Below are 15,373 nucleotides of genomic sequence, written 5' to 3' on the forward strand. Positions count from 1 at the left end.
TTTACTCTCTATCTTGATTTTTTTGACGAGGTTAATAGTGCTTTAAGCTTTCAAACTATTCTTTTTTCTAGGTTCAGTTTTCTACCTTTAGTTCGTGGTTCAGTGAACCGCTTCCCTTCTGGCGCTTTATTAATATACTTATTCCGCAAGGTGTTGTCAAGCGTTTTGTGAAAATATTTTTGAGTTTTTGGGGAACCTATACACAGTAAAGGTTTGAGCTGTCCTTCACCGCTCCGGTATCCCCTGGCTGACTCCTCTTTTAACTATGGGGTCTTTTTTTAGACCAAAATTACGGCTTTGGGGCAGACTCTCTCCCGCGAATCGGTAGAAGAACTCAGTGGTTCAATATGATGATGGGGCTTACTGGGACTAGAGCTAAGGCAAAGTTAGAGTGTAAGCTGTGAGGCTGCATCATGGGCTTAGGATGACAGAAGCAGGCTGGTGCATGAGTCATATATATGTAAGTGGTGTCTGCATTTCTTGGACTTTACTGAGGGACGTTTGGGTCTCAGATTGAGCCGATCGCCCTTAACAATTCCTCTGATTCAAAATCCAGAAGCTGACACGACACGGTACTCTAACCCAGATCAAACTCCCAGGAATCGATCGCCCGCAAATACACTCTTCTGAATTACACCCCCAAACTCCTTCAGTTACGCCAGTTATCAGCCTTTGATGATCGAGGGCGAGTTGGTATCCTCAACATCTACATCTAAAAAGTGCAAGTGACTCTCTTCCTCAGTATTGACAGCAATCACCAAACCTCTATTCCCCCAGGGAGCTATCGCCCGGGGCGAGGCGGGGCTGCTAAAACTCCCTACTTGAATCCCTTGACTGTTTACCACCTCTATCTGCCCTCCAACATCTGCCAACACCCATCCCCAATTAGCCACACAAGCAGACACAGGCAAAGTTTCAAGAGGAATTCGCGCTACCTTGAGTGGCCACAATTTCATCAACAGCACCGCCGCTTTACCACCTTGAGGAATTCCCAGCAAAGTATAAGGCTCAGGTGTCAACAGCATCTGTCTGACACTGGCAGACAACCGCACAGAACCCACAGGCGTGCCACGACGAGTGTAAACTCTAAAAATAGTTTGGGGATTTTTTGGTTCGTTGTCCGGCCAAACTGCTAAGACGTGTCGCCGATCCAAAAACATTAATTCTGGTAAATAGTGTTCTGGTAACGGCACAGTAGCGATCAGCTTCAGCGCTTTTTTCGGATCGCCCGCAGTGCTGTTTCCAGCTAAAGAATAAAAACGCAGTTCGCCGGGAACCGCTACTGTCAACCAGTTGCCGTGAGAGTCTACAGCAGCTTTAAAAGCATCTGGACCTTGCCTCAAACCCATATCCAGCAAACATTGAGGCTCCCAAGAGCGCTCATTGAGCCAGTAAAGTTTTTGCGGAGTGAGAACGCAGCAGCCGTGAGAAACAGGTAAAATGCCCCGCACAATTTCCGCCATTAATGAAATAGAAGTAGACATTTCTCCTGTAACTAGCTGTTTTCCCGGCTGAGACCAAACCTTGACCTCTGTACCTACAGCAGCATATAGATACGTTTCAGTGGCAATTAAAGCGGTCAACGGTGCAGGAAGTATCAGTGGCTTTGGCTGCGAAAGCGAATAGCGCACAGTCCCAAGTAAATTAATAGCCGACTGTGATGCTTCTTCCTCTTCAACTTCCAGCAAAGAGTCAGTTTCCGATTTCAGACTTTTATCAATACTGGTTGTGGGGCTTTCCCAAGGAATAATGCAGTCGCCCAATTGCCTGACAGCGGGGTCGTACATGATCAGCCGCAGAGCTTGAGCCATTTGGGAAGCACTGGCAAAACGGCGGGCTGGCAGCTTTTCTAAAGATTTTTTGACTATTGCTTGCAAAGGTTCGGGGATGGCGTCGGGAAATTGCAAGCGTTGATTCAGGTGTGCCCACCTCAAGTCTCCGGGGGTTCCCCCGAAAGGGCGGTAGCCCATTAGCAATTCAAACAGCAGAATGCCTACTGCATATATATCTGACATCGGGGAAAAAAGACCGTAAAACCGCTCAGGGGCCATGTAAGCGGGGGAACCTACGGTAGCGTCGGGAGAAAGTTCTTGGTGGAGGCGAGTGGTACCAATTTCTGGCAGCCGACGCGCGATGCCAAAGTCAGAAAGCCGGGGCGACCAACCTTTTGCTCCTAAAGTTAGGAGGATATTTTCGGGTTTGATGTCGCAGTGAACTACGCCTCGGCGGTGGGCGTAGTCTAAGCCGGCTAAAACTTCCATGACTAGCTGTAAACCTTCGAGCAGACGCAAGGGGCGGTCTTGTTTGAGTAGGTTGCGGAGGGTTCCTCCCTCGCAGTAGTCCATAACCAAGTACCTGCCTGTAGCTGTGTGTTCTAGAGCTCGGCAGGTAACAATGTTGGGGTGCTGCAATGTGATCAGAAACCACAGCTCTCGCAAGAATTCGCTAGTTGGGGCTTTTTGATGACTAAGTTCTTTCAGAGCAACCAGTTGGCTGGTGAGGCGGGAGTCCTGGGCGGGAGCTTCTCGAACGCTGGCACAAAAGACTCGACCAAATTGTCCTTGTCCGACTAGCCCTAAAATGCGGTACTTAGAATGTTGCATCGGTCTAATTATAGAAAAAGCTTGAGCTAGTATTAAAATATGTAAATAATTCTGACAAAAATTCAAATTTTTGAATCGCTCGCCAGGTACAGCCTATGTTATCTCAGGTTCATTCTCAGCCTCCTTGAGAGCGATCGCACACTCGCACCTACTAAAATCCTTGAGCTTCGGAATCACTATCAATCTTGCCGGATGCCGGTATCTGATCGGGAACTACCTGTGGCTGCTATTTTAGTCGATCGCGACTATTACAGTTTTTTCAATGCCATCCAGAAAGTATCTAAGGTTTTAGCTTTTCAAGGCTAAGCTGGGGAATCGGGGCGAGGGAACAGCGATATGACCAAAACAGAAGTGCGGTTATGCCATAGGGGTTAGAGAGCCAGAAGCCGATGCTTTCGTCAAGGCATCTTAACCTTTTTGAGTGTTAGCCAAATTTTTTTGCGCTTTGAATAAGTTGATCGTAACTTGCTAAATACTGAAGTTGACAGGAGTAAACATCAATATGGTTAAAATTATTAAACTAGATCCCATTGCGGAGGAAATAGCAGTCGAAACCCGATCAAATATCCTGTCTGCCTTACTTTCCAAAGACTTAGACGTTCTCAAGGAATGCGGGGGGCGGGGAATGTGCGCTACCTGCCATGTTTACATTAAAGAAGGCATGGAAGGCTTGTCGGACATGAACCGCCGCGAGAGAAGAACGTTGGAAGTCATTACTACGGCTAAAGCCAATTCGCGACTTGCTTGTCAGGCTCAAATTATGGGTGAGGGTGTGGTTGTACAGTTGCCTGCGGGGATGTACATTAATGCGATTGAAAATGTCGAAGCTTTGATCGGTCGCCGGGCCCAGCAAGATTTATTACACCCAATTACGGGTCAAGTAGTTGTAGAATCGGGAAAGTTAATTACTCGTTCTATCGTTACACAGCTTAATGAAACCCGCTTTCAAGTAGGACAGTATTTAGTTCGGACTAAAGAAGCTTAAAACTGATATGTTTGTATTTTAGTAGTAGAGAAAAATCTATGTTGAGCCAACTTGCGCGTTTGAGCACGGAAACAGATGGACGCTACGCCAGTGCAGAAGAACTCCAATTTTTGAAAGACTACTTTCAGTCTTTGAATCACCGGATGAGTGCTTATAAAAAAATTCAAGCCTCTGAAACAGAAATTATGCGGCAAGTGGAAGCACAAATGCTGTCTCTAGACCCTAATTTATTTCGCCGGGGGGCTAACGATATGACTGAAAAGTGCCGTGGAGATATTGTGCGGGTGTTGAGGCATTCGGCTGCAGCACTGTTGATTAATGATACTGAACGGTTGCGCGATCGGCTACTACTTTGGTTGCAAACTATTTTAGGCGCTGTTCAAGTTAGAAATAGTGCAACCGTGACCTATGATGTGATGAAAAAAGTCCTTAAACAATATCTCACGGTGGAAGAAAGGAACCTATTTTTTCCGATTCTGGACATTAACCGCACATTGCTGGGCAAATAATCAAGGGGGTTGACCAGTTAACGCCAATAAACTGTGCCGTTAGGAAGAGTGGCTCCAATCAACTTCGCTCCCGTCAAATCCGCCTCAGTGAGAATCGCTCCCCGGAGGTTGGCTCCTGTCAAGTCAGCTTTCTGCAAGTTGGCTTTACTCAGGTTAGCTTTGGTCAAGTTAATTTCATGCAGGCAAGAATTAGACAGGTCGGCATTGATCAGGTAGGCTAGACTCAAGTTGGCTTTGCTGAGGTTTGCCCCGCTTAAGTTAGCTTCCATTAGATAAGCACCGCTCAAGTTGGCTTCGTTCAACAATGCCTCTGCCATATTAATTCCAGTTAAAAGTTTGCGACTCAAGTCTACACCGCTGAGGTCGGCCCCGCTGAGGTTAATACCGCTTAAGTGGCTGCCATTCAAAGTAATGTTTCTCAGGTAGGTTTTGCTGAGGTCTGCTTTGCACAAATTGGCTCTATCCAAGCAAGCTTCGCTAAGGTCTGATCCGATCAAGCACGCGCCGTTTAAATAGGCTTGAGTGAGGTTAGTTCGCCTAAGATTTGCTTTCAACAGGTTGGCTTTGCTGAGGTTAGCACGGGTTAAGTTGGCTCCGGCTAGGTTGGCTTTGGATAATTCGGCTCCGGTGAGCTGTGCTTCGGTCAAGTCTGCCTCTTTCAAACTCGCTAGACTTAAGTAAGCATCTTTGAAGTTGGCTCCGTTGAGATTGGCTTTAATCAGATAGGCTTTACTGAGATTGGCCTCGGTGAGAACGGCTTTGGTGAGGTTAGCGGCGCTCATATCTGCACCTATGAGATTAGCATTGGGAAGATTTGCTCCGGTCAGGTTTGCCCAATTCAGATGAGAGCCGGCTAGGTTGGCGCCGGTGAGATTAGCACCGATGAGATTAGCTCCGCTCAGACTGGCTGCCATGAGGTTGGCGCCGGTGAGATTGGCTCCGCTGAGGTCAGCTTTGCTGAGATTGGCTCGGCTCAGATGGGCTTTGGTGAGGTCGGCCCCGCTGAGGTTAGCGCCGATTAAGTAGGGTCGTTGCTGGTGTTGGTTGAGGTTTGCCAAAATTAGAGTTGGGGCATCGCTGGAACGGTATAAATCGATCGGACTCAACACAATGCCGCGCAGATTTGCCAGTCTAAAATCTCTTTCGCCGGCTGCATATCGAGTTAGAAGTTCATTGGCGTCCATTAAGTTCTAGCAAAATGTTTGAGGTTTTGATGGCTTTTAAATTTTATGAGTTTCTAGAGTAAGTTATGAAGTTTCTAGCTGCTAGTTATCATCAGGTTTTATTTGAATTGCTAAAACCTTATTTTTTAACTCACGAGCTTTTTTATAATTTAACTCACAGTTTTGATGATACGGTCGATAATATGGCTGCCCAAAAATCGATTTGACAGCTATTAGCAACAAACTAATAGCTGTCAAATAAGTCAGTTTTTTTGAAAAAGTTGACTGAGAATAGCTTCATGGTCTTTTCCTTCTTCGACCATAGAATCTGCTGGTTGGAGGCGCTCGCGCAGCCCTAAAATAAAGCGGTTGCAGTCCGAGCCCAATGATTCGCAGGATGTTTGCAGGCAGTGAAGTTCTCGACCCGTAAGCTGACTAAAGAAAGAACTTAAAATACCTGCTTCTAAAAAACAGGCTGGTCGCTTAGACTTGGGGGCTGTTTTAGCAAAAAGAGAGTTGGCAATTTTTACTATTAAAAATCCCTGTTCGGAATAGCTGGGATCTAGATCAAATGTTCCCCATCCATGAGTTTTCCAACACTGCTGCAAGGACTGAAGAAATTCTACCATTTCCATTTCAGAAACTGGCTGACCGTAGTATTCGCTGACTTCTTCGCAAAAACGCACGTAGAAGTTTTTACCCCACCAGCGACCGCAGTTGAAAAGCACGAGGCGGGAGGCTTGACCTGTTTCTTTTTCTAAGCCAATATAAATAGCTTGAATCAGTGTTTCTGGGAGTGCTAAGAGCCGATCGCCCCGGCGGTTTTCGAGGAGACCGAGTTCGAGGTCGCCTCGGACGTAGGCATCGCTGGCAAAGTAGTTTCCCGGTAGTCGGGGCTGTTTGAGTAAGTCGGCAATATTAATCATCGGGAATTGGGAATTGGGAATCGGGAATTGGAAATTGGAAATTGGGAAGAAAGCTGATTATTTATTACCTTGGTCAATAATAATTGACTGTGCTTGGTCAAAAAATGGTTGCAATATAGCCCGGGCTTGCTCGGAAAGCAATTCTTTTAAACGAGTTTGCAGCAGATTGCAAACAGTTGCTTCGATTTTTTGAGTTTGGTGGGCTGCGACTATGCCGGAAAGCCAGTCTACAAGGCGCTGTTCGAGAAAATTTTGATCGTTTAGCAGCATAGCCATAGCGCAGTACCGCAAGACTAACACCCAATGTTTGAGCGATCGTTCTAAGGTTTCTTGTTTTTCGTCGGGGAATGTTTCTTGTAGTTTGTTGGCTACTGGTTGGAAGATGCTTGCTTCCTTCTCTCGCAAAAATTCGTAAATTTTTAAGCGCTGGACAAGGGTTACAGCTTGACGCTTAAAAGCCATGAGTTCTTCGCCTTTTAAAAAGCGGTTTTCTGCCTGATCCAGCAGCGCCTCAATCTCAGGGTGCATGATTTTAATTAAGTGGTAATCGGTAATTGATAAAAGGAAGGAAGTTCGGCAACGAGCTATGTACGGGATTTAACGGGTTTAACTAATGGATTTTGAGGGATGAGGAAAGATGGGTGAGGGAAGATGGATGAGGGATTGCCCTATTTTTTATTTTCCATTTGGCACACAGATTAAAACAGGTCAAATAGGTCATCAATGGTGACTTCTGCTTGTTCAGAAATAGAAATTACTGGCAAGGGTGGCGGTAGGGGTAGGGCACCTACTTCCGGAATTCCTTCCCAAGAAATAGCTTGAAAAAAGTCTGCTACTGGCTGGGTTAAACTCAGAAGTTGACCGGGAGTCGAGCCATTTGGGGTTTCTAAAGATTTTCCCAGCCAATTATAGTGACCAAAGAATTCTTGGACAGATTGGTCCAACCATGAAGTTTGACTTTTCATCTTTCTTCCTGCCTGGAGAAATCCACCATCGCACTTTCATCGCGAAATTGGTGGGAGGAAAGGCAGGGCAGGGGATGTGCCTTTCCAGGTTGTTTACCGCAATATTTCACCGTGTTGCAGTCGATTTTGAATATCGCGGGCGTTCGCACCTTCGTTGAGCCAGAATGCTGCTGCATCAATTTTATCTGGGTTGCCAAGCAGGAACTTGCAATAGGTTTCTCCCATTGAGTAACATTGGAGTTCTATGCAGCTCAGAGGCTTTTTGACTAAAGAGCCGAAGAAACCGGCGAACAAACCGGCGTATAGGTGACAAACCGGTTTGCCTACGTCGCCCAAAGTGCGAGCAACTGCTGAGTCAAAGAGGTTGATGAAGATGCAGCCGTGTTTGCGATCGCTCATGTCTACTTCCCAGCGACCCCAACCTTGAGCCGTGAAAGGCCACCACCAAGTTTCTAGCAGAAACATGAGATTTGACTGGCGAATGTTCTGGCTGTATTCGGCACTAAACCATTTTTGAAAAAATTCGGAATCTTGGAGTCCCCACTGGCAACCAATAGTATACATGATGACAGAGGACGCGGGGCCGACTTCTTCTTCGAGCCCCTCCACCAAACCGATAATGAAGTCTTCGCTGGTAAAAATGTTGCGTGACTCATTCCAGTCGTCAATTGTACCCATCTGGCGATCGAAGGCAAAAAAATCCTGAAACCTATAGTGGCTGTGAGTTTTAGGATGATTTTGCTTCAGTAACGATTCGCTGTGGGGGGAGATTTCTTTTTTGGCGGTAGAGACCATTGGCGGGTTATTCCTTTTTGGTGTAGTTTGGTGAAATTAGAGTCAAATAGAAGGGCCTGTGTATCCAATTTAACTTTATTTTTCTAAAGGCAGGCAGAGGATATAATTTTTTACTGCAATATAAAAATTAAAAATTCTAGGATGCTAAATTGGGGGGCTTGTTGGGAGTTCTGCCTGCGGTCAACTGCTCTCTGAGTGCTGACGAAAGTGGGTATAACCTTAAACGGGTATGTGTTATCGTTTTGTGCAAGCTGTCCACTATATATATAGGGCATATGGGGATGAAAAATCACGCTTGTATTGCAATAGGCATCAATCAATATCAGTTACTCCAGCCTTTGAGTTATGCCCAAGAGGATGCAGAGGCGCTGTACGGTTTTTTGACTGAGGAGGCGGGTTTTGCACCGGATGGATGTCTGCTGATGACCGATAGCTCGCCGTCGCTGTGGGGTCAATCTACCTATCCAAATCGGGAAAATATTCTGAGATTGACCCAAAGCCTGTGCGCGGAACATGTGCAACAGGGAGATTTACTCTGGTGTTTTTTTAGCGGCTACGGTGTCAGCTATGAAGGTAAGGATTATTTGATGCCGGTTGACGGCAATCCGGCTGACATTCAGGGTACAGGGATTCCGGTAGAGTTGCTGTTGAATACTCTGAAAAACGCTCCTACGGAAACGGTGTTGGTGCTGGTTGATATGAACCGCAGCCAGATTGTGAAAGCGGGGGAAACGATCGGCTCTCAAACGGTCGAGCTGGCGCGGGAACTGGAAATCCCGACGGTGCTTTCTTGCCGCCCTAATCAAGTTTCGCGGGAAACTTCGGCTTTGCGTCAGGGGTTTTTTACGACGGCGCTTTTGGAGGGGCTACGCTCGGGACAGTGCATGACTATTAAGGGTTTAGACCGTTTTTTGAGCGATCGACTGCCGGAGCTGTGTGACCACCATTTGCGTCCGAAACAAGAACCTTTGATGGTGGTGAATCCTCCAGGAAAGGCTAATTTGGTGATTTTGCCCGATGCTTCAGGGGTACCAACTGCTGCGTTGGCAGGACGCAACGGCAATATGGCGGTTGGTACGGCTGATGGGTTCGATCGCCCGCAAATGGCGATGGCTACGGCTCGAATGGATGTGCCTCCGGCAGTTCGTAACGCTCAGGATTCGTCGGTTGAGATGCCACCTGTGTCGCCACCAAATGCTGTGGGTCCGGCTGATGGGGGGGGCGATCGACCGAACTTGCAAAAGCCGGAGGATGAGCATAACGGGGGGTCGGATAAGTCATTTTTGCAGCAGCTAGTTTTATGGAGTTCAGCTACGGCTTTGGTGCTGCTGTTGGGTGTTTTTGTGACGAACAAATCAATTTTTGTTGGTCAGCAGGAAGGAGATCCTCGATCGCCTGCTAAAAATGCCGAAAACTCTGGATCTCAAAAATTTACTGGTACTGGGGGATCGCAGAACCAACCGCGGGCGCTGCAAGCGGGGACTGGAACCAAGCAGCCACCATCCAGCCAGCAGGTGTGGGCTGAGGCGAAAACTTTCCTCAAAGATGGTTCGGCTTCTAGTTTTAATAGAGCGGTGGTTAAGGCTCGAACGATTCCGGCTAGCGATCCGCTCTACCCGCAGGCTCAGCGGGATATTGAGCGCTGGAGTTTAACGATTTTGGATATAGCTAACGGGCGGGCTGCTCGGGGCGATTTCCAGGGGGCGATCGGCGCGGCTAAATTGATGCCGGATGTCAATCAGCCTGTTTACAATCAGTCGAAACAGGCGATCGCTCAGTGGGAGGAGCTATCCAAAGACCAGGATGTAAATATTGCTTTGCTATCGGCTGCTAAGCGTCAAATTAAGCGGGGGGTTGCCTCTTCTTACAGTAAAGGCATCCAGCAAGCTAATAAAATTGAACCCGGTCAGCCGAAGTATGCAGAAGCTCAACAGTTAATTGGAGAGTGGAGCGAAAGTATTCTCAAAATTGCTCAGTTGCGCGGCTCTCAAGGAAAGCTGAAAGAGGCAGTTGAAGCTGCTTCGCTGGTGCCGTCGGGTACTAAGAGTTATCAGCCGGCTCAGAAGGAGATCGCCAATTGGAAAACTAAGCTCCAACGCCAGCAGAAAAAAGGTTGATTTAGTTGATAATTTCTCGGTTTCCCACCGGGAAATTATTTTAGCGACTGGCCGAAGTAGGTCGCTCGATCGCTCGATACCTTTTGATACTGCCAAAAGAGATCTACACATCGATAATTTAAAACCAATAATTTTATTCACCATTTCCCCTCCGCAGCTTCTGCGCGAGGGGATTTTATATGCTGCCTGGTAGGTTAGTTTTTGTAGAGCAAAAGATATTGTATGAGCTGTTAATGGGGGGTTGCATAATAGCGTGATGATTTTAAGTTTTTTTGCGATCAACCCATGATCCCGAAGGCGTGTATTTTCAGAGCAGGCGAGACGCCTAACCCTAGTCCCCACAAGGTCTCAAATTGTGCAACCAGGTTAATTAATATTTTAAATTCACGTCCAAAGTTCCCTAAATCTGCACCTGCACCGTCACAAATGAGTTGTCATTAACAATAAGCATTGGTGTTAAAATGTTTACTAAGAATCATGAATAAAGCCTAAATAAGTTAAGTTAAAATTAACTAAAACAGTTAATTTTTGAATTCTATTCGGTATGTTTGTTACCTAAGTTTATAGTTTATTTTAACTTAAATTATCATCAAATTTAACTATATCGAATTGCTATCTCAGGCAAGTGGCTAAGGCAAAATCGCTTTAAACAATTGGGTATGCAGAGTTAAAAATTTTTATCCCTCTTCGTGGGCTATTAGGAGCGATCGACGGATGGAAGACTGTTTAAACTTGTACTGTTTTTAAATTATGAACAGTGACATATCTGTTATGAAATATACAAAAGGAGCCGTTACTGGCAATTCTGGCGGAGGAGCGATCGCCCCCAATGAATTCAGGAAACAGATTCACCGCCACAGAGTACAAATTATCTGGATTCGCAAGCTGCGAGTCTTCGTTAGCCCGGAGATGATAAAGCTGCCTTAATTAACACAAATAAGGGCTTTGCACGAAAATCCAAAAAATATTTTCTTGAGAAACAAGAATAAAAACTTGCTCGCTTATTGTAGCCGCGGTAACAACACGTATGCCTGAAGTTATAGTCCACAGCCAAGTCTACGGGATGATCTAAATCAATAGGGTGATGTGGCAGTGTGGGGGTGTTAAGAGGGGCGCTCGAAGAGGAATGTTCCCGGAGCGATCGCTTCCCAATCGGGGAGTCTAAAACCTAGGAAGGCAAGGAGTTGGAGACAATGCTGAACTTTTTGAGTTCAGGAAAGTAGCGTTAGCACTAAACTCTGCCGTATTGTGGAAATCGAGCCAAATTTGTAACAGTTCTTAACTATAAATAATTCTGCCAAAACTGCTAGCATAGTGACACTTTTGCTAGCAAAAACAGATAAAGTAAATAAAGTTGGCTAGCTCTAGACCCCGCGATCCCCAGGATGGGGATGTTGAATCAATTTGATTCATACCAACTGGTTTTAGAGTTACAATCGGAATCAAAGCATCGCTATTTAACTGAGTTCTTTACTTACTTTTACTTTCAGCTATGAACGTGGATTTTATCAAAGCCCAAGTCAGGTTGCTACAGGGTGCAAGTTCATCGGAGCGAGAAACCCTTATTAAAAACATCGGCGTCTGTGCTGGCGTGATCCGACCGGGAGAGTACGTGACGCCGCAACGGAAGCACGCTATCACTCTCTGGCTGCAAACAAATGCGGTTCGCCTCCGGCTTCCCCAACTTCCTCTGGACTTATCAGGCCAAAAGCCTTAACAGGGAAGTCATCAAGAGGTAGCGACAGAATCAAAGAAATTAGTCAATCTTACCTAAAAGTGCGTTTTTATTGAGCTGTACAGGATCAATGAAACACGATTAAGATTGAAAAAATGTTTGTAGGGAAAGTTGGGCTCGAAAACACGCCTGTGGAAAAGAAGCGGCCGACCGCCTTGCTAGAAACAGGAAGTGAACGTCAAACCTGCTCTAAAAGTAGATTTGAGTAAGTTTCACAGAAAGGATTATTCTGCACAACTATAACCTGGGTTATTTGCTTTTAGATTTGAGATTCACGATTTAGCTCGTACTGGATAAATTTGCTATTTGTGGATCGCCTGAAAAATTATCCTATTCAATAGGTATAACTAATTACAGGGGCAGTCATTGAACTGCCCTTACTTTTGAACCCCGATGCGAAACTGCTGCAAGTTACAATAAAAACATCTACTTGCAGATAGAGTTTAGGCGAACTCTCATGTAAGCTGCTGCGGATCTATATTATTTGGTATGTTCGAGAGAAGGGGAGAGGGGGAGAGGAGTTGACGAGCTTTAATAGGGAATTAATATCATCAAACAGAACGAGTTATAGCAATCCTTGCAGGAGTCCTACAAAGATGTAGGGATAGTGCCTTTCTTTGCCTACCCCGGCCTCATGGGGGCAACCACGGAGGGGTTTGCCCCTACAAGAATTACATAAAGGATTTAGGATGGCTATATTACAATTCACTTGCTTTCTAATATATTTTTCCACAAAAATACTGTGAGCAAAAAACAAAAATTTCCTTATTTAGTTGGTTCCCGATGGACTTCACACCAAAAAACTTGGGGGTGGCGACACTTTCAAGTCGTCAACCGAAAAAACGAAGGTAAATGGGTATTTGCAGAAATGGTGGCGGCTTGCGATCCAAATGTCCGTTTTTGGCTGAACGCCGCACAGCTCAAAGACAGATCCCTCTGGCAAGCTGGATGGCAGTCTACGCAAGAATTAGAGGAACTAGAAACTGCCGACTAAAAGACAGGGTTGTGGGGTAGAGTGAGGGGAACTTCCGCCGCCTCCTGCTATCGTTCCGATCCAAACCAATACGGAGTGAAACTTTGCAGGTTTTGAAAAATCTTGTACATGACTACAAGTTCGGAAACCCTTATGTGGCAGCGTTTTTGCTTAAGTAAGTCGGTTGAATGCGTTTTGTAGGGTAGTGTACTTTTTTCTCTACTAAGGCGATAAGTTAAATTGACTAAGGTCGATCGTCCCATATTTCCAGCGGCACAGGGCGCAACCTTCCGGCGACTTCTACACTCGGCCAATTCGGATCGAAAGTCAAATTTTCCAACGTTCCATCGCTGTGAATTACAAATGTATCCTCAATTTTTGCTCCCGACAAACTCGGATTCCAAGCCACAGCCATATTTTCTGCCAAAATATCTGAAGTTGCCGGATTCGCCACAATTTCCCGCGCCAAATATCCGGTAGTTCCGCCTTGATGATGTTCCGCAATTGCTTGAGGATATCCGTGTTCTTCGTAAGCAGTTTTAAGCGTATCATAAACCGCATTCAGCGTTACTCCCGGTCGGCAAAAATTTAGCGCGGCTGCTTCAATTTCTCTGACTTTTCGGTGTAACTCGGAATGCTTTTCTCCAAGAAAATCGAAACAGACAAATCTGGTTAAATTTGCATACAAACCCCATCCCCTCGCGCAAAATACTAACATTGCTTGTCGTCCAATTTGTTCGGCGGTTGCTGTGGCGTGGCGGTACAGTGGCAAACGCCTTTCTCCAGCAACTAAGGTAAGTGCTGGATGCAAACCTCTCGCCCACAAAGCCTCTGCACCGGCTCCCGCTAGCTGATATTCTGTCCATGTTGGTTTGGCTGCAGAAAGTACCTCTGTCATCGCTTCGCTGGCTAAACGCCCGACTCGCCGATATCGCTCTAATTCGCTTGACATCATTGTCTGTTTGCGAGACTGTAAAGATGCGATTATTGGTGTTTCTTGGGCATTTGGTCGATCGCTCATGACGTTACCGTCACCAGTAATTTCTTTAACAAAAGCTTCGCGCTGTGCAACAGCAGCCCAAGGATAGATGTACATTTGAAAGTTGGCAGGCAGTTCCTCATCCTGCAAGCGTTGAGCTTCGATTTCATCGGTGAGAACCCAAGCGTTTTCGGCAGTAATTAATATTTCTGCAACTCCGGTTTCTGCGGTTAGCAATACTGTATGGGAACCGCCGGCTGTGGCCCAGGCAAACCAGTCGGTGCCTCGCAAGCGAAGGGCGATCGCTTTTGTTTCGGTTAAGGCTTGGCGGATGAATTCGACTTTTAGATCGACTTCTTGATTTAATGAGTTTATCATTAGCTTTATTGCATATAAATTGTATTTTTTGGGCGGGCGGGACGCCCACCCCACAATAATTGAATCAAACTTTACTTGAAAATTTAAATGCGTTTCAGCTTATATTGACAGATACGGCTTGCAGTTCTTTAGCTTTTTCTTCGGGTAAAGCGTCGTTGGCAAACATTCCGGCGGCGAGTTCGGTTCCTGCTAGGTATTTTAGGCGATCGCTCGATCGATAGGGCGGATAAAATTGGGCGTGCAAATGCGCTTCTGGATGGGGTTTGCCGTCTGTGGGCCCTTGAAACCAAGCCATCAAATAAGGGAAGGGGCGATGCCACAAACCGTCGTATTTGAGGGTGACTGTTTTTAATGCCTTAGCGAGTGATTGCCGCTGTTTTTCCGTCAAATCGACAAACGTAGCAGCGGGGGCGATCGGGGCAATCCACACTTCGTAAGGGTAGCGGGCACAAGCGGGGACAAAGGCGATCGCCTCTTCGTCTAAATAAATAATGCGCTGTTGGTCGGAAATCTCTTTTTGAATCAAATCTTGTAGCAAACCGCTACTGTTTTTTTGATAGTAAACCGATTGACATTCTAACATCCGTGCCGGCACCGGTGGCACGAATGGATAAGCGTAAATTTGACCGTGAGGATGGTGTAAAGTTACTCCGACTTCGACGCCGCGATTTTCAAAGGGCAAGACGTATTCAATTTCGGGATTGCTGCCGATAACTGAAGTGCGATCTGCCCATACTTCTAACAGCAATTCTAAGTGAGATAATTCTAAAGAGCCGAGGGAAGCTAGCGGATCTTGAGTAAAAACAACGACTTCGCAAATGCCTTTAGCTGGCAAAGTTTCTACAATATTTGCCGGTGCGTTTTTGGCTTGCAAAGTCATCGAGGGAAAGCGGTTGTCAAACACTGCTACATCGTAATCTCCCGGCGGCAATTCTGTCGGAAACTTAGGGTTAATTGTAGCTGCCAGCGGGTTGTATTCCGGCGGCGGCATGAAAGTTCTTCCCTGACGGTGGCTGGCGTATGCTACCCATTCCCCCCGCAAAGGATGCCAGCGAAAGTGGGGGTTGGCCTCTACGGGTTCATTGCTGGGACTTACGGCCGCGATACCTTCTGGGATTGGGTAGCGGCTGTACAGTGTGAGTGGGCGGCCGTCTGGTTTTAGCAATGTTTGGGCGTACATTTTTTGTAGGGGCGGGCGATCGCGTTTAATATATGTTAGGAGTATAACTTCGTGCTTTGAGAATC

General features: G+C 46.2%; 14 protein-coding genes. 6 read left to right on the plus strand and 8 right to left on the minus strand.

Annotation, left to right across the window (positions count from 1 at the left end; all coding sequences use genetic code 11):
- Window positions 1-665: 665 nt before the first annotated feature.
- The gene (locus QUA07_RS22760; protein WP_333329558.1) at window positions 666-2,603 is read right to left on the minus strand and encodes a serine/threonine-protein kinase; all 1,938 of its coding nucleotides are present in this window, start codon (window positions 2,601-2,603) and stop codon (window positions 666-668) included.
- 502 nt (window positions 2,604-3,105) lie between these two features.
- On the opposite strand from QUA07_RS22760, the gene QUA07_RS22765 reads away from it, so the two are divergent.
- Window positions 3,106-3,588 carry a 2Fe-2S iron-sulfur cluster-binding protein gene (locus QUA07_RS22765; RefSeq protein WP_006635922.1) on the plus strand — a complete coding sequence of 161 codons (483 nt, stop codon included), beginning with the start codon at window positions 3,106-3,108 and terminating at the stop codon, window positions 3,586-3,588.
- Window positions 3,589-3,626: 38 nt separating this feature from the next.
- Window positions 3,627-4,097 carry a phycobilisome protein gene (locus QUA07_RS22770; protein ID WP_333329561.1) on the plus strand — a complete coding sequence of 157 codons (471 nt, stop codon included), beginning with the start codon at window positions 3,627-3,629 and terminating at the stop codon, window positions 4,095-4,097.
- A gap of 17 nt (window positions 4,098-4,114) precedes the next feature.
- On the opposite strand, the gene QUA07_RS22775 is transcribed toward QUA07_RS22770, so the two are convergent.
- From QUA07_RS22775 to QUA07_RS22795, 5 genes are all read right to left on the minus strand, one after another.
- Window positions 4,115-5,281 carry a pentapeptide repeat-containing protein gene (locus QUA07_RS22775; RefSeq protein WP_333329564.1) on the minus strand — a complete coding sequence of 389 codons (1,167 nt, stop codon included), beginning with the start codon at window positions 5,279-5,281 and terminating at the stop codon, window positions 4,115-4,117.
- A 242-nt stretch (window positions 5,282-5,523) separates the two neighbouring features.
- Window positions 5,524-6,186 carry a V4R domain-containing protein gene (locus tag QUA07_RS22780; protein WP_333329567.1) on the minus strand — a complete coding sequence of 221 codons (663 nt, stop codon included), beginning with the start codon at window positions 6,184-6,186 and terminating at the stop codon, window positions 5,524-5,526.
- 57 nt (window positions 6,187-6,243) lie between these two features.
- Window positions 6,244-6,714, minus strand: coding sequence for a phycobilisome protein (locus tag QUA07_RS22785; RefSeq protein WP_333211707.1), 471 nt, complete (start codon window positions 6,712-6,714; stop codon window positions 6,244-6,246).
- A gap of 170 nt (window positions 6,715-6,884) precedes the next feature.
- Entirely contained in the window at window positions 6,885-7,151 is a 267-nt protein-coding gene (locus QUA07_RS22790) for a hypothetical protein (protein ID WP_333042386.1), read from the minus strand.
- Window positions 7,152-7,244: 93 nt separating this feature from the next.
- A complete protein-coding gene (locus QUA07_RS22795) occupies window positions 7,245-7,946 on the minus strand; it encodes a V4R domain-containing protein (protein ID WP_333084954.1) in 702 nt (233 codons plus the stop codon).
- Window positions 7,947-8,227: 281 nt separating this feature from the next.
- On the opposite strand from QUA07_RS22795, the gene QUA07_RS22800 reads away from it, so the two are divergent.
- The 4 genes from QUA07_RS22800 to QUA07_RS22815 all read left to right on the plus strand — a co-directional run bounded on the left by QUA07_RS22800 (window position 8,228) and on the right by QUA07_RS22815 (window position 12,792).
- A complete protein-coding gene (locus tag QUA07_RS22800) occupies window positions 8,228-10,063 on the plus strand; it encodes a caspase family protein (protein ID WP_333329570.1) in 1,836 nt (611 codons plus the stop codon).
- Between the two features lie 771 nt (window positions 10,064-10,834).
- Window positions 10,835-10,990, plus strand: a complete 156-nt coding sequence (locus tag QUA07_RS22805) for a hypothetical protein (protein WP_333329573.1) — start codon at window positions 10,835-10,837, stop codon at window positions 10,988-10,990.
- A 565-nt stretch (window positions 10,991-11,555) separates the two neighbouring features.
- Window positions 11,556-11,780 carry a hypothetical protein gene (locus QUA07_RS22810; RefSeq protein WP_006635912.1) on the plus strand — a complete coding sequence of 75 codons (225 nt, stop codon included), beginning with the start codon at window positions 11,556-11,558 and terminating at the stop codon, window positions 11,778-11,780.
- Window positions 11,781-12,540: 760 nt separating this feature from the next.
- Complete coding sequence (locus tag QUA07_RS22815; protein ID WP_242725377.1) at window positions 12,541-12,792, plus strand: TIGR02450 family Trp-rich protein; 252 nt, start codon at window positions 12,541-12,543, stop codon at window positions 12,790-12,792.
- Window positions 12,793-13,015: 223 nt separating this feature from the next.
- Here the strand turns inward: QUA07_RS22815 and QUA07_RS22820 are convergent, their stop codons facing one another.
- The gene (locus tag QUA07_RS22820) at window positions 13,016-14,128 is read right to left on the minus strand and encodes a M24 family metallopeptidase (RefSeq protein WP_333329576.1); all 1,113 of its coding nucleotides are present in this window, start codon (window positions 14,126-14,128) and stop codon (window positions 13,016-13,018) included.
- Between the two features lie 94 nt (window positions 14,129-14,222).
- Window positions 14,223-15,308: a galactose-1-phosphate uridylyltransferase gene (galT, locus tag QUA07_RS22825; protein ID WP_333329579.1), complete on the minus strand. Its 1,086-nt coding sequence runs from the start codon at window positions 15,306-15,308 to the stop codon at window positions 14,223-14,225.
- Window positions 15,309-15,373: the final 65 nt, after the last annotated feature.

Source organism: Microcoleus sp. T3_A4 (assembly GCF_036700465.1).
Taxonomy (GTDB): domain Bacteria; phylum Cyanobacteriota; class Cyanobacteriia; order Cyanobacteriales; family Microcoleaceae; genus Microcoleus.

Bases quoted from the DNA above. Each gene is read 5' to 3' on its own strand.
- QUA07_RS22770 (WP_333329561.1), top strand. From the start codon at position 3,627: ATGTTGAGCCAACTTGCGCGTTTGAGCACGGAAACAGATGGACGCTAC.
- QUA07_RS22785 (WP_333211707.1), bottom strand. From the start codon at position 6,714: ATGCACCCTGAGATTGAGGCGCTGCTGGATCAGGCAGAAAACCGCTTT.
- QUA07_RS22795 (WP_333084954.1), bottom strand. From the start codon at position 7,946: ATGGTCTCTACCGCCAAAAAAGAAATCTCCCCCCACAGCGAATCGTTA.
- QUA07_RS22800 (WP_333329570.1), top strand. From the start codon at position 8,228: ATGAAAAATCACGCTTGTATTGCAATAGGCATCAATCAATATCAGTTA.
- QUA07_RS22760 (WP_333329558.1), bottom strand. From the start codon at position 2,603: ATGCAACATTCTAAGTACCGCATTTTAGGGCTAGTCGGACAAGGACAA.
- QUA07_RS22805 (WP_333329573.1), top strand. From the start codon at position 10,835: ATGAAATATACAAAAGGAGCCGTTACTGGCAATTCTGGCGGAGGAGCG.
- galT (WP_333329579.1), bottom strand. From the start codon at position 15,308: ATGTACGCCCAAACATTGCTAAAACCAGACGGCCGCCCACTCACACTG.
- QUA07_RS22780 (WP_333329567.1), bottom strand. From the start codon at position 6,186: ATGATTAATATTGCCGACTTACTCAAACAGCCCCGACTACCGGGAAAC.
- QUA07_RS22775 (WP_333329564.1), bottom strand. From the start codon at position 5,281: ATGGACGCCAATGAACTTCTAACTCGATATGCAGCCGGCGAAAGAGAT.
- QUA07_RS22810 (WP_006635912.1), top strand. From the start codon at position 11,556: ATGAACGTGGATTTTATCAAAGCCCAAGTCAGGTTGCTACAGGGTGCA.
- QUA07_RS22765 (WP_006635922.1), top strand. From the start codon at position 3,106: ATGGTTAAAATTATTAAACTAGATCCCATTGCGGAGGAAATAGCAGTC.
- QUA07_RS22820 (WP_333329576.1), bottom strand. From the start codon at position 14,128: ATGATAAACTCATTAAATCAAGAAGTCGATCTAAAAGTCGAATTCATC.
- QUA07_RS22790 (WP_333042386.1), bottom strand. From the start codon at position 7,151: ATGAAAAGTCAAACTTCATGGTTGGACCAATCTGTCCAAGAATTCTTT.